8 protein-coding genes and 1 pseudogene are annotated in these 13,684 nt (G+C 69.7%); 4 read left to right on the plus strand and 5 right to left on the minus strand.

Going from position 1 to position 13,684, the window contains the following annotated elements:
* Positions 1-207: pseudogene (locus GBZ26_RS18660) on the minus strand (hypothetical protein); the annotation flags it as partial.
* Between the two features lie 172 nt (positions 208-379).
* Between GBZ26_RS18660 and GBZ26_RS18665 the strand changes: the two are divergent.
* Together GBZ26_RS18665 and GBZ26_RS18670 are read left to right on the plus strand one after the other, a co-directional pair.
* A complete protein-coding gene (locus tag GBZ26_RS18665) occupies positions 380-571 on the plus strand; it encodes a zinc-finger domain-containing protein (RefSeq protein WP_079285642.1) in 192 nt (63 codons plus the stop codon).
* Between the two features lie 339 nt (positions 572-910).
* Positions 911-2,974 (plus strand): putative bifunctional diguanylate cyclase/phosphodiesterase, encoded by a 2,064-nt coding sequence (locus GBZ26_RS18670; RefSeq protein ID WP_059399677.1) that lies wholly within the window; start codon positions 911-913, stop codon positions 2,972-2,974.
* Between the two features lie 392 nt (positions 2,975-3,366).
* On the opposite strand, the gene GBZ26_RS18675 is transcribed toward GBZ26_RS18670, so the two are convergent.
* The gene (locus GBZ26_RS18675) at positions 3,367-3,882 is read right to left on the minus strand and encodes an RNA polymerase sigma factor (protein WP_174440128.1); all 516 of its coding nucleotides are present in this window, start codon (positions 3,880-3,882) and stop codon (positions 3,367-3,369) included.
* A gap of 204 nt (positions 3,883-4,086) precedes the next feature.
* Here GBZ26_RS18675 and GBZ26_RS18680 point away from each other — a divergent pair, with 204 nt between their 5' ends.
* The gene (locus GBZ26_RS18680; protein WP_343207306.1) at positions 4,087-5,133 is read left to right on the plus strand and encodes a FecR family protein; all 1,047 of its coding nucleotides are present in this window, start codon (positions 4,087-4,089) and stop codon (positions 5,131-5,133) included.
* A 127-nt stretch (positions 5,134-5,260) separates the two neighbouring features.
* Complete coding sequence (locus GBZ26_RS18685) at positions 5,261-7,561, plus strand: TonB-dependent receptor (RefSeq protein ID WP_174440129.1); 2,301 nt, start codon at positions 5,261-5,263, stop codon at positions 7,559-7,561.
* On the opposite strand, the gene GBZ26_RS18690 is transcribed toward GBZ26_RS18685, so the two are convergent.
* The 3 genes from GBZ26_RS18690 to GBZ26_RS18700 form a co-directional block, all read right to left on the minus strand.
* Positions 7,516-9,060 (minus strand): tetratricopeptide repeat protein, encoded by a 1,545-nt coding sequence (locus GBZ26_RS18690; RefSeq protein WP_174440130.1) that lies wholly within the window; start codon positions 9,058-9,060, stop codon positions 7,516-7,518. The genes GBZ26_RS18685 and GBZ26_RS18690 overlap by 46 nt on opposite strands.
* Before the next feature lie 100 nt (positions 9,061-9,160).
* Positions 9,161-11,506 carry an ATP-binding protein gene (locus GBZ26_RS18695; RefSeq protein WP_246654149.1) on the minus strand — a complete coding sequence of 782 codons (2,346 nt, stop codon included), beginning with the start codon at positions 11,504-11,506 and terminating at the stop codon, positions 9,161-9,163.
* Positions 11,507-11,691: 185 nt separating this feature from the next.
* A complete protein-coding gene (locus tag GBZ26_RS18700) occupies positions 11,692-13,530 on the minus strand; it encodes a PTS fructose-like transporter subunit IIB (protein WP_174440131.1) in 1,839 nt (612 codons plus the stop codon).
* Between the last annotated feature and the right edge of the window lie 154 nt (positions 13,531-13,684).

The following is a 13,684-nucleotide window of genomic DNA, read 5'->3' on the forward strand; positions in this document are numbered from 1 at the left end:
ATCGTCGGCAGCGTCAGAGTGGTATAGGGGGCGGAGCCCGAACACCGCCCCGCGCGGAATCGCCAGGTCGATGCCCTTAAGGGCTTGTTTCGGGCCGGCCTTTCCGGAGGCTTGGTAGGTCTTGGTGAGGCCGCGCACCTCCACGGCATAGGCGGGGACGGCGTGGGCGGGCAGGGCGGCGGCGTTCAGCGGGGCGTGCGCAACCATGGAATCGAAAGGGCCTTTCCGGTCGTGCCCCCGAGTCCGAATCCCCGGGGGCGATCACTGTCCAATCACTTGATCCGTCCGGCGCGTTGGGTATGATCCGACCCCGCGCGCGTGCCTCATTCGGTGGGCATCTTAACGATGGCGTTAACGCGCGCGTGTGTCAAAGTGGAGGATGTCTGCCATGCAGCCAATTGAAACGATTGAAGTCGAGACGCTGACCGTTGGATGCGACGGCGGCGGCGGCGCGCTCGGCCACCCGCTGGTCTATCTGACGCTGAGCGCCGAGGGGAAGGTCGAATGCCCCTACTGCTCGCGCCACTTCGTCCTGAAGGAAGGCGCCAAGACGGGCACGCACGGGCACTGAGCCCGGCGGCGCCTCTTACAGGGCGGAAATCCCGCGCGCAGCAAGGGCCGGAGCAATCCGGCCCTTTTTGTTCGCCGGCGGTCCGAGCCGGTGGTCCAGGGTGATTCTGTGGCCTTTTCGCCACCCGATGCCGTGGCGATGCAACGCCCGGGCGGGGTGGGTCATATGCCTCTTTTGTTGCAATTGTGAAAAATATAAAACGAACCGCCTTGACGCGCGTCGCGATCCGCCTTCTACTTTTTTGCGGCGCAAAAGAGGCGCCCGTCGCAATTGCCCGCTCAGGTCCTTCGCATGCTTTTTCCTGAGGCCAACGCTCTCGCGCCAGATGAGGCCCGGTCCATGAGCCAAGAGACGGAAGAGCAATACAGAAGTATTTTCGAGAACGCTGTCGAAGGCATTTACCAGACCACGGTGGACGGGCGTTATCTGCGGGTCAACCCGGCGCTGGCGCGGATCTACGGCTACCGGTCGCCGGCCGACCTGATCGACAACCTGACGGACATCGCCGGCCAGCTCTACGTCGATCCCGGCAAGCGCGAGGCCTTCGCCCGCCTGATGGCCGAGCGCGACGTGGTGCAGAGCTTCGAGGCGCGGGTCTTCCGCAACGACGGCTCGATCATCTGGATCTCCGAGAACGCGCGCTGCGTGCGCGATCCGCAGGGGCGAATCCGCTATTACGAAGGCACCGTCCAGGACATCACGGAGCGCAAGCAGCACGAGGAAAAGATCCGCCTGCTCGCCACCGTCTTCGACAGCGTGGCCGACGGCATCCTGATCGTGGACCCCGACCTGTCGGTGCAGGCGGTCAACCCGGCCTACGAGGTGATGACCGACTTCCAGCGCGAGGAGCTTCTCCACCGCCCGCTGGTGATCTTCGCCCCCGGTTCGCACGAGCGCGCCTTCATCGAGGACATCTGGCGCACCGCCCGCACCGAAGGGCGCTGGCAGGGCGAGGTGACCAGCTTCCGCCATTCCGGCGACGCCTTCGCGGCCTCGCTGTCGGTCACGGCGGTGCGCGCGCCGGGCGGGGCGCTGGAGCATTACGTGCTGACGCTCGCCGACATCAGCCAGCGCAAGTACCAGGAACACCAGATCCGCTATCAGGCCAGCTTCGACCGGCTGACCGACCTGCCCAACCGCTGGCTGGTCTGCGAACGGCTGGAGGAGGCCATCGTGCGCGCCCAGCGCATGCGCACCAAGGTCGCCGTGGCCTTCCTCGACCTCAACCGCTTCAAGCAGGTGAACGACACGCTGGGCCACCACGCCGGCGACGACCTGCTGAAGCTGGTGGCCAAGCGGCTGCGCAACTGCACCCGCGTGTCCGACACGGTGGGCCGGCTGGGCGGCGACGAATTCCTGATCGTGGCGCCCGACGCGATGGACCGCGCCTCCGGCGCCCGGTTGGTCGAGAAGGTGCTCTATTCGATGGGCGAGCCCTTCGCCGTCCACAACCAGGAGCTTTTCTGCGGCGCCTCGATCGGCGTCGCCTTCTTCCCCGACGACGGCGAGACGGCGGACCAGCTCCTGCGCAACGCCGACCTCGCCATGTACCACGCCAAGCGCAACCCGGAATGCAAGTTCGTCTTCTACGAGGCGGGCATGCGGGAGCGCACAGGCTTCACGCTGGGGCTGGAAAGCGACCTGCGCCGCGCCGCCGCGACCGGCGAGGAGTTCGAGCTGCATTTCCAGCCCAAGGTGGACATGCCGCACCGCGGCTATCACCGGGTGATCGGGGCGGAGGCGCTGATCCGCTGGCGCCACCCGGTCCGCGGCCTCGTCAGCCCGGCGGAGTTCATCCCGCTGGCCGAGGAGACCGGCCTGATCTGGGAGATCGGCGCCTGGACGCTGAGGGAGGCCTGCGGCCGGCTGGCCGGCTGGCTGGCGGCGGGGCTGGACATCGCGTCGGTGTCGGTCAACCTGTCGCCGCGCCAGTTCCAGGACGCGCGCCTGGTGAATTTCGTCCGCGACGTGGTGGACCGCAGCGGCGTCCCGCCGGAACGGCTGGAGCTGGAGCTGACCGAGGGCGCCATGATCGGCGACATCGAGAAGGCGGTGACCATCCTGCACGGGCTGAAGGGGATCGGCATCCGCCTGTCCATCGACGACTTCGGGACCGGCTATTCCTCGCTGGCCTATCTGAAGCGCTTCCCGATCAACACGCTGAAGATCGACCGCAGCTTCGTCCGCGACATCGTGCAGTCGGCCACCGACCCGGCCATCGTCAACACCATCGTGAATCTGGCCGACAGCCTGGGCTTCGACACCATCGCCGAGGGGGTGGAGACGGAGGAACAGGCGGACATGCTGCGCCGCCAGCGCTGCACGCGCATCCAGGGCTTCCTGATCAGCCGGCCGCTGGACGTGGACGCCTTCGAGCGCTTCCTGGTGGAGAACGCTGGGTAGGGAGGCTTTTCGATCAGGGCGGGAAGCTGTATCCCGTCCGTTGCCGAGCCTGCTGGTGCCGAGCGTGATCATCGTCACGCCGATCTTCTTGCGGCAAAGAAGGATGTCTATACCGGTCGCGTGGACGAGGGCTTCCTGCCCAAGGCACTGAGCCGTCCGCACACGATGAATCTATGATATTGTGCATTTTCCATAAGACACCTTATGGGATTTTTTTGTCGCGAGCGGATGGGTTCTACCCTGAAGTGCATCTCTTGTATCAGTACAAAGGCTAACCGGCTTCAGGGGTCAGGATGGGCCTGCCCTGTTTCCACATTGATCTGACGGAACGCCAGCGCATTGGCCCGTCAGCGAACGAGGCGATCCAAATCCAAATCGAACGGAAATTCGTCCTAGGGCCGGTCGCCACGCGCCATGGCATCCACGAAATGGCCCATTGCCAGCTTCATGTCGTTGAAGACCGTGCCCTGCGACACGCCCAGATGGGCGGCGATTTGCGGGTAGGACAAGCCTTCGACCCGGTTCAGAAGCCACACTTGGCGAGCCCGCGCCGGCAGACGGTCCAGGGCGTCCACGAAGCACGAGAGCCGCTCGCGGTGCAGCAGGCGCTCTTCCGCCGAAGGGATACCGGACGCTATGCGCAACGCCTCGACGGTGTCCGCCGGACCGGCCTCGAACCGTTCCTGGGTCCGGCAGCGCCGGAGATGGTCCAGCGCGAGATTGTGGACTGTCCGGTGAAGAAAAGCCCCGATGTTGTCGATGGGCCCCCTCTCCACGGCCTTGCAGGCCCGCAGATAGCTTTCCTGCAGAAGATCCTCGGCGACCTGAAGATCGCGCACGATCTTCATCGCGCACCCGAACAACGAGCGGCGGTGATCGAGATAGATCGCAATGAGGCTTGCGGACATGATAGCCCTGTCGGTCACGGCAGCGGAGGAGGCACCGCCGCGGTCGGTGCGACATCGGCGGCCTTGCAACATCGAGATTGATAATGATTCTCAATTTCAGATGTCAAGCCGGTTGGCCGGGCGTGGGAGCGATCACCATCTGCGGGCTATGGGCTGCGGTTTGCGAATTGTGACCCGCCGAGCGATGAAACGTCTCAACTGTGCGTGAGTCCGATCAAGGAAGAGTGGAAGACCAGCGTGGAGCAGGACAAGGCAGACGGCGGACAGGATGCCGGGGCCTACCGGCATGCGGATCCGATCACGGACGAGGCGCTCACCTGGTTCGTGACGCTTCTCGACGCGCCCGTGGACCCGGACACCCGAGCCGCCTATCAGGCATGGCGGAACCACGACCCGCGCCACGCCGCGGCGTTCGACCGCCTGTCGTCGCTCGGGAGCATGCCCGAATTGCAGGCGGCGACGCTCGCCCATCACCCGCAGACGGCCCCTTCGCCGGCGGCCACCCGGACGGCGACGAGGCGGCGGTCCGGGTGGTTCGGCGGATGGCGGGCCTCGCTGGCCGCCGCCGCGCTGCTGCTGGCCATCGGCGTCCATCTCCAGCCCACATTGACGCTCCGCCTGACCGCCGACCACCGCACCGCCGCCGGGGAACGGCGGGAGATCGCCCTGCCCGACCGGTCCCTGCTGATCCTCGACACCGACTCCGCGGTCGCGCTCGATTTCGCCGAAGGCCGGCGCCACGTCCGGCTGCTGCGCGGGCAGGCTTACTTCGACGTGGTCAGCGACCCCGCCCACCCCTTCCGCGTCACCGCCGGCGTCAGCGAGGTGGAGGTGACCGGCACCGCCTTCACCGTGCGGTCGGACGGCGGGCAGGACGCCGTCTTCCTGGAGCGCGGGCGGGTGTCGGTCAGCCGGCGGGAACCGCCGGGGCAGACGGTGACCCTCGTTCCGGGTGACCGGGTGACGGCCACGGTGGACGGCCTGTCAGCGCCCGCCCGCCCGGACCCGGCGGTCGCGCTGGCCTGGAAGGACGGGCGCTGCGTGTTCCACGACCAGCCCTTCGCCGCGGTCGTCGACACCATCCGGCGCTATCATGGCGCCCCGGTCATCCTGATCGGCGACCGGCTGGCCGGCGCGCGGGTCAGCGGAAACTACCGGCTGGACGATCCCATCGCGGCGATCCGCTCGCTGGCCGACGTCGTGGGCGCCCGCGTGACCGAACTTCCCGCCGGGATCATCCTGCTTCGCTAGGCTTTGTCCTTCTTTCGGGATTTTTTTGTGAGACGCCACGCCCCCGTGCGTCTGCCGAAAAGAGGGGGCACGGTCCATACACCGGTCATCACGCCCCCGCCACCAGCGCAGACGGGAGTTGTGAGGAATGGAAGGCCGGACGGTTTCGACAGGCAAGGTCTTGGACTGCGCGCGGGGAACCGCCGCCCGGCATCTGATCATGGCCCTGATGGCGACCACCGCGCTCGGCGGTGTCCTGGCCCTCCCCTCCCCGTCCCTGGCCCAGCAGGCCGCACCCGCCGCTGGCGCCACGCAGACGATGGCCTTCGCGCTGCCGGCGCAGCCCCTGCCCGCAGCGCTCGACGCCTTCGCGCGCCAGACCGGCTGGCAGATCGGCTATTCCGCCGATCTGGCCGCCGGGCGCAGCTCCCGCCCGGTGTCGGGCAGCATGGCGCCCGCCCAGGCGCTCGACACGCTGCTGTCCGGGACGGGCGTCGGCTACCGCATGACCGGCACCGGCTCCGCGACGCTGGTTCCGGCCCCGACCGGCGACGTCACGATGCTGGCGCCGGTGTCGGTCACCGCCTCGACCGGCGCCGGCAGCGGAAGCGGCACCATCACGATCACCAGGGAGGATCTGGAACGCAAGAATCCCAGAGACCTCCGCGACGTCTTTTCCGGTGAGCCGACGATCCGCGTGGGCAGCGCCGTGCCGATGTCGCAGAAGGTCTATGTGAATGGCGTCGAGGAAACCAATCTGGCCGTCACCATCGACGGCAGCCGCCAGAACAACAAGGTGTTCCACCACAACGGCACCACGCTGATCGACCCGGCGCTGCTCAAGGTGGCGCGGGTGGACGCCGGAGTCGCCCCCGCCGACGCCGGGCCGGGCGCGCTCGCCGGCTCCATCGCCTACGAGACGAAGGACGCCAGCGACTTCCTGGCGGGCGACGGCGTCGGCGCCTTCGGCAAGACCACCTTCAACACCAACGGCTCCGGCCTGACCACCAACCTCGCCGGCTTCGGACGCCACCAGGGGCTGGAGGCGCTGGGCACCGTGACCTACGGCAAGGGCGGCAAATACACGGCGGGCAACGGGCGCAAGGTGGACGGCACCGAGACGGACGTGGTCAGCGGCCTCGGCAAGGCGGCGGTCCAGACGGAGAGCGGCCACCGCTTCCAGGCCAGCTACGAGCGGGTCTACGACGACGCGCCGCGGCCCTTCCGCGCGAACATCGGGTCGCTCGCCGGGCGCCCGGCCTGGGAGCCGCGCGTGCGCGACTACACGCTCGACCGCCAGAACATGGTCTTCACCTACACCGACGCCCTGCCGACGGAGCTGTGGAACCCCAGGCTGGTGATCGCCTATGGCCGCACCGACGTGGAGACGCCGATCTTCACCCGCCCGGTCGGCAGCAGCACCGTGCCGGGGAGCTACCCGGGCAAGGGGGCGACCAGCTCCTTCAACGGCAAGCTGGAGAACAGCTTCGGTTTCCGGATCGGCACCGTCACGACGGGCACCGACTTCTACGTGGACCGCGCCAACTACCGGGACCGGACGATGACCGCGACCGAGCGGGCGCGCAACAACGGTCTGTACGGTCAGGCCCGGCTGGAGCCGATGGAGCGGCTGCGCCTGTCCTTCGGCCTGCGCGGCGACCGCCAGACCTTCGAGGGGACGACCGGACGGGAATGGACCAACCACGGCCTCAGCCACAACCTCGCGGGCGAGTTCGACCTTCTGCCCCGCCACCTGACCGCCAAGGCCGGCGTGTCCCGCGGCTGGGGCGGCGTCCAGATGGCCGAAAACTACATCATGAACCCGGCCTGGAACTACGGCGCCGGCCCACGCCCGGTGACGGCCACCAACAGCACCGCCGGGCTGGAGGCCCGCTACGAGGGCTTCACCGCGGAAGGCCGGATCTTCCGGACCAAGCTGGACGACGCCCGCGCCGCGCGCTTCGCCGCCACGAGCGCCACCCTCGCCCGCGACGTGCGGTCGGAAGGCTATGAGCTGGGTCTCGGCTACGCCTGGACGAACGGCTTCATCCGCGCCAAATACGCCGACATCGATGTGACGATCGACGGGCTGGCCGCCGATTCCGACACCGGCACCTACCTCGCCACGCCGATCGGGCAGGTCTTCACCGTGGGCGGCGCCCACACCGTGCCGTCCTGGAACCTGACCTTCGGCGCCGACGTGGAGTTCGTCCTCGACTACGACAAGGTCCAGGCCGGGCAGCGCCCGCTGAAGGGCTATCAGACGGCCAACCTGTTCGTGGAGCACCGGCTGCCGGAGCACGCCAACCTGGCGCTGCGCCTCGACGTCCGCAACCTCTTCGACGAGACCTACGCCGACCGCGCCACCTACGGGCAGGAGTTCGGCACCGTCACGCCGCTCTATCAGCCGGGCCGGGCCTTCCTGCTCAGCGCCTCGGCGCAGTTCTGATCCCGCGCCGCGGCGGCGGCAAGGTCATGGCCCAGGCGGGCCATGACCGGCCCCCAGTCGCCGGGCGAGTCCTGCCGGTAGAGGCGCATCGTCGGGTACCAGGGGCTGTCGTCGCGCCCGCGGAACCAGCGCCAGCAGGCGTCGGAGCGCGACAGCATCCACACCGGGCGCCCGATCGCCGCCGCAAGGTGGGCGACCGACGTGTCCACGGTGATGACGAGGTCGAGGTGCGCCGCGATGGCCGCGGTGTCGGCGAAGTCGGTCACGCCCGCCATGGGGTCGGTAAGCCGGCCCGCCGCGACGGCCGCCCGCGCCTGCTCCGCCGCATCGCCGACCTGGAGGCTGACGGCCGCGATCCCCGGCACCGACAGCAGCGGTTCCATCAGCGCGAAGGGCACGCTGCGGCGGCGGTCCATCGCGTGGGAGGTGGGGTCGTGGCGCCGCGGATTGCCCGACCAGACGAATCCCACGCGCAACGGGCGCTGTCCGGCGGAATCTCCGGTCTGGCTCCAGCCGAGCCGCTCCGCCCAGGCCGCCACCAGATCGGGGGGCGGCGTGATGTAGGGAACACCGGAGGGTATCCCGTCGATGCGCGTGCCGAAGGCGAAGGGCAGGCTCATCAGCGGGCAGCACAGGTCGAAACGCGGCAGCGCCGCCGCGTCGTCGTAGGTGGCCAGACGGTCGATTCCCCGCACCGAGGCCAGCAGACGGCGCAGCTCCGGCTGGACGATCAGCAGCACCCGCGCGCCACGGTCGGCCAGAAGCGGTGCGTAGCGGACGAATTGCAGGGTGTCGCCCAGCCCCTGCTCGTAATAGAGGAGGATGGTCCTGCCGGCGATGTCCTCGCCCCGCCACACCGGCTTGCCGGACACCGCCGCGGATTGGCCGGTGTAGTCCCAACGCCGTTCGTAAAGCGCCAGCCCCTCTTCGAACTCGCCGAGCGCCAGCTTCAGCACCGCCAGCTCGCAGACCGGGTGCGGATGGTCCGGGCGCAGGGCCTTGGCCGCCTCCAGCGCCGTTTCCGCCTCGTCGAACCGGCCCGCGTCGCGCAGCGCGATCCCCAGATTCAGGAGAGTCTCGAAATGCGCCGGGTCGAGGGCGGCGGCGCGCCTCAGCCAGGGCACGGCCTCGCCGATCCGGCCATCGGCGGCCAGGGCGGAGCCGAGATTGCCCGGAACGCCGCGCGCCGCCGGCTCCAGCGCCAGGGCGCGGGCGAAATGGCGGATGGCCTCGTCGTACCGGCCGGCGGCCTTCAGCGCCGCGCCCAGATTGCCGAGGAAGTCGGTGTTCAGCCCGTCCCGCGCCACCGCGGCGCCGATCAGCGCGACGGCTTCGCCATGACGGCCCCGCTGCCCGGCGACGATGCCCAGCAGGTGCGCGGCGTGGGCCTGCTCCGGATCGGCGTCCAGGATGCGCCGGTAGATGACCGCCGCCTCGTCCAGCCGCCCGGCCTGATGATGGTCGATGGCGACCGCGTAGGCTTCCTCGATCGTCGCCATGCCCCCGCACCCCGCGCTGAAATCATCAAACGGGTAATCGTCGAACGGACCCGCCTTGCAGTAAACCGGAACCGGCGCGGCGCGCAAGCGTCCGCCGGCGTCACGCGCCCTCCTTCTCCGGCGTGGCGGGAGGAAGGCGGATGACGAAGCGCGCCCCAACCTCCCCCTCCTCGCCCTCCTCGCCCTCCTCCAGGCTGATGGTGCCGCCGAGTTGGCTGACCGCGTTGTGGACGATGTGCAGGCCGAGCCCGGCGTGCCCGCGGTCGCGGCGCGTGGTGAAGAAAGGGTCAAAGATCCGCGTCCGAAGCTCCACCGGGATGCCCCGCCCGTCGTCGGCGACGGCCAGTTCGACGACATCCGCCGCGGCCTTGCGGGCGCGGACCGTCACGGTGCCACACCGCCCTTCCTCTTCCCCATCCGCCCTGTCCCCCTCGGCGAAGCCGTGGTTGACCGCGTTCAGCAGCAGGTGCGAGACGATCTGCGCGATGGCCTGCGGATAGCCGTCCATCATCAGCCCCGGCGGGCAGTCCACGACGACCCGGTGTTCGGCCGGTTCCCAGAAGGATCCCAGCGCCTCGACCGCCTGCATCAGGCAGAGGCGGAGGTCGAAGCGCCTGCGCGTTTCCTCCGCCGGGTCAACCGCCAGCTCCTTGAAACGCTGGACCAGTTCCGCCGCGCGGACGGTGTTGTTGACCAGCAGTTCGGACACGTCGCCCAGGTCGGTCAGGAAGCGTTCCAGTTCGCGGCGGCGCAATTGGCCGGAATCGAGAAGGTGCTTCATCTTCGGCACCTTCTCGCGGATCAGGGTGGAGGTGGTGAGCGTGATGCCGAGCGGCGTGTTGATCTCGTGCGCTACCCCGGCCACCACCTGCCCCAGCGCGGCCAGCTTCTCAGCCTGCACCAGATGGGCCTGGGTCCGCCGCAGCTCCGCCAGGGTGGAGTCCGCCTGTTCCTTGGCGCGGCGCATTTCGTCCTCGCGGCGGTTGATCTCGGCGGCGAAGTGATGGACGGCGCGGGCCATGTCGCCCAGCTCGTCGCGCCGCTCCAGGTCGGTCACCTGACCGTCGCGCGGGTCGCGGGCCAGCCGCCGGGTGGCACCCTGGAGACGGCGCAGGGGCCGCGTGATGCCGCCGGCCACCAGGAGCGCCACCCCGACGGCGAACAGCAGGCCGATGGTCGCCCCGATGAGCAGGGTGGAGCGCAGCAGATCGGCGCTGCGCACCGCGTTGTCCTGGAACAGGTCATTCAAGCGCCGGGCGGTGTTCATCACCGCGGCGGCATCCATGTCCATCGCGGAGATGGCGCCGCTCTGGCGGGCCAGCCCGTCGGTGGCGCGCTCCAGCCCGTCGCGCCACGCGGTGATGGCGGCGAGCATCTCGTCCTGGATCAGCGGAGAAATGGAAAGCCCGGCCACCCGGTCGCGCAGCCGCCCGCTCTCGGCGGCGACGTCGCGCAGGCCGCGCGTGTCACGCCGCTCCAGCGCCCTCAGGGTCTGTCCGCTGAGCGTCAGGGCGGTCATGGCGACCGTCTGGGTTTCCTGTTCCATGGCGTGGGCCGACACGGTGCGGCGCAGAAGCTCCGCCACCTCGGCCTGAGCGGCGCCGTAGCCGGTGTCGGCGGCTTTCAGCACCCGCTCGACGAGCGTGTCATAGCGCGGCGCCAGCTCCGACAGCGTCCTCCGGTTCAGCCGTTCGGCCCGCAAACGTGTCAGCTCAGCCAACGCCGTCCCGTCATCGTCGCCGGCGGCGAGCGAAGCGGCGAGGCTGCCGGCGGTTCGCTCCACCCGGTCCAGCCACCGGGCCAGGTTTCCGGAGCGCAGCGGGAAATCGGCTGGCGAATCGGACGATCCGGCGGTGGCCACTTCGTCCTTGGCGGCCAGCCGGGCGTTCAGCAGCGCTTCCCGCAACGCGTGCAAACCGTCCACCAAGTCGCGGCTGTCGCGCATCCGCCGGTCGACCTCGGCCAGGGAGGCGACGAGTGTGGTGTTGGCGGCGTGCTGCCGCTGGCGGGCCTGTTCGGCCAGGGCGAGCAGGCGCGCCTCCTGCTCCGCCATGCCGCGGGCGCGGGCGTCGCTGAAGGCGATGGCGTTCACCAGCTCCTCAAGCCGGGCGGCGTGACGGTCGGACGCATGGCGGGCGGTCTCCACGGCGTCGATCTGAATGCCCTGGTCCGCCAGCCCTCCCAGCGCGTCCAGCGCCTCCCGCGCGCCGTGGGTGGCGCGGCGGAACGTGATCTCATGGGGCAGGCGGCCTTCGGGGGCGGAATGGATGAAGTCGTTGCGGGCCGCGGTGGCGGCGATCATCTCGCGGTAGACGGTGCCGGCCAGGACCGCGGCCTCGCGCGAGCGGCCGGCGCGCTCCAGCAGAATCCAGGCGGACACCGCGATCAGCGCCGCGATGACCACCGGGATTCCACCCACCGTCGCTATGCGATACGAGATCCTCATCACGCTCCGCCGGCTGCCGTTCCTCCAGGGGACTGTGGAACAGGCCGGCGGCGGAACATCGCAAAGCTAGCGATAGCACTCTGGAGTTGTCGAGTTCTTTCAATTTTGGCGAAAATTAAAACTAATTTGTGGTAGAGCCGACAATCAGCGGGTGCGGTATCAGCGGATGCGGTTGTCCCGGCCTTTCAGCGTCCAGCCCCGCTGGGTGCGGGGCTGGACGAGGTCGGGGCCGCCGTGTCAAGGGCCGGCGCCGCGGCCGGGTCGGCCTCGACGCGGCGCTTCAGGATCATCAGGGCAAGCGTCGTGACGATGGTCCCGGCGACGATGGCCAGGATGTAGGGGCCGAGCGGCGCCACCGCGTTGGGGATCGCCAGCACGAAGACGCCGCCGTGCGGCGCCCGCAAGCCGCAGCCGAACCACATCGACAGGGCGCCGGCCACCGCCGATCCGGCCATGGCCGCGGGGATGACGCGCAGCGGGTCCTTGGCCGCGAAGGGAATCGCCCCCTCGGTGATGAAGGCGAGGCCGAGCACGCCCGCGGCCTTGCCCGCCTCGCGCTCCTGCATCGTGAAGCGGCCGGGCACGACCATGGTGGCGAGCGCCAGCCCGAGGGGCGGCGTCATGCCCGCCGCCATCACCGCGGCCATCGGCGTGTAGGTGCTGGAGGCGAGAAGCCCGACCGCGAAGGTGTAGGCCGCCTTGTTGACCGGCCCGCCCATGTCCAGCGCCATCATGGCGCCCAGAAGCGCGCCGAGCGCCACCGCGTTGGCGCCGGTCATGCCCTGCAGGAAGGCGGTCAGCCCGCTCATGATCGCGGCGACCGGCGTGCCGATGACGTAGATCATCAGCAAACCGACCGCCAGCGTGCCGAGCAGCGGGATGATCAGCACCGGCTTCAGCCCCTCCAGATTTTGTGGCAGCCGGATGGTGTCGCGCAGCCAGCGGGCGATGTAGCCGGCCAGGAAGCCCGCCACGATGCCGCCCAGGAACCCGGCCCCGATCTTGGAGGCCAGCATGCCGCCGATGAATCCGGGGGCGAGGCCGGGCCGGTCGGCGATGGAATAGGCGATGTAGCCCGCCAGCACCGGCACCATCAGTCCGAAGGCCGCCTCTCCGCCGATCTGCATCAGCGCCGCCGGCAGGGTTCCCGGCTCCTTGAAGGCCTCGATGCCGAAGACGAAGGACAGGGCGATGATCAGGCCGCCGGCCACCACGAGGGGCAGCATGAAGGACACGCCGGTCAGAAGATGCTTGTAGGGTCCGGACTGCGCCTCCTTCTGCCGCGCCTTGGCCCCCGACACCGCGTCGGCGTAGGCGGGCGCGGCGACAGCCCCGGCCGCGGCCGGAGCCGGCAGGGCGAGCGCCTCGTCGATCACGCGGGCGGGCTGTTTCAGCGCCTCCCCCACCGAGGTCTTGAGCAGGCGCTTGCCGGCGAAGCGGTCGGTGGCGACATGGGTGTCGGCGCCGATGATGACGGCCTCCGCCTCGGCGATCTCCTCCTCCGTCAGCGCGTTCTTCGCGCCGACCGAGCCCTGGGTCTCGACCTTGATGCGGTAGCCCTTGGCCTGGGCGGCCTGCTTCAGCGCCTCCGCCGCCATGAAGGTGTGGGCGATGCCGGTCGGGCAGGCGGTGATGGCGACCAGCAGGCCGGGACTGCGCACCGCGGTTGGCGCCGGTTTCGGGGCCGGCGGCGGGACGGCGGCTTCCGGCCGTGCGCCGGGGACATCGGCCAGGGCGTTGCCGATCACCGATTTGGTGTCGCGGATCGCGGCGGCGGTTGTGGTGCGCAGGATCGGCTTGCCGGCGAAGCGGGAATCGTCCACGGCGATGTCCGTGGCCAGGATCACCGCATCGGCCGCCGCGATGTCGGCGGCGGAGAGCGGCGTCTGCACGCCGTTCGACCCCTGGGTCTCCACCGCGATGACGTGGCCCATCAGCGCGGCGGTGCGGCGCAGCGCCTCGGCCGCCATGACGGTGTGGGCGATCCCCGTCGGGCAGGCGGTCACAGCCACGAGCTTTGCCATCGCGATCCCTCCGGCGCTGAATGCCTTACAATTCCTCCACCCGAACGGCCCGCATCAGCCCGGCGCACCGCCCCGGCGGCGGCAGTTCGGGGCCGGGGCGGGACCGCGGGCCGGCCGCGAAGGGGGGGGCCCGGCCCGCGCCACCCGCCCTGCC

It is taken from the genome of Azospirillum formosense, from assembly GCF_013340925.1.
In the GTDB taxonomy this organism is placed as follows: domain Bacteria; phylum Pseudomonadota; class Alphaproteobacteria; order Azospirillales; family Azospirillaceae; genus Azospirillum; species Azospirillum formosense.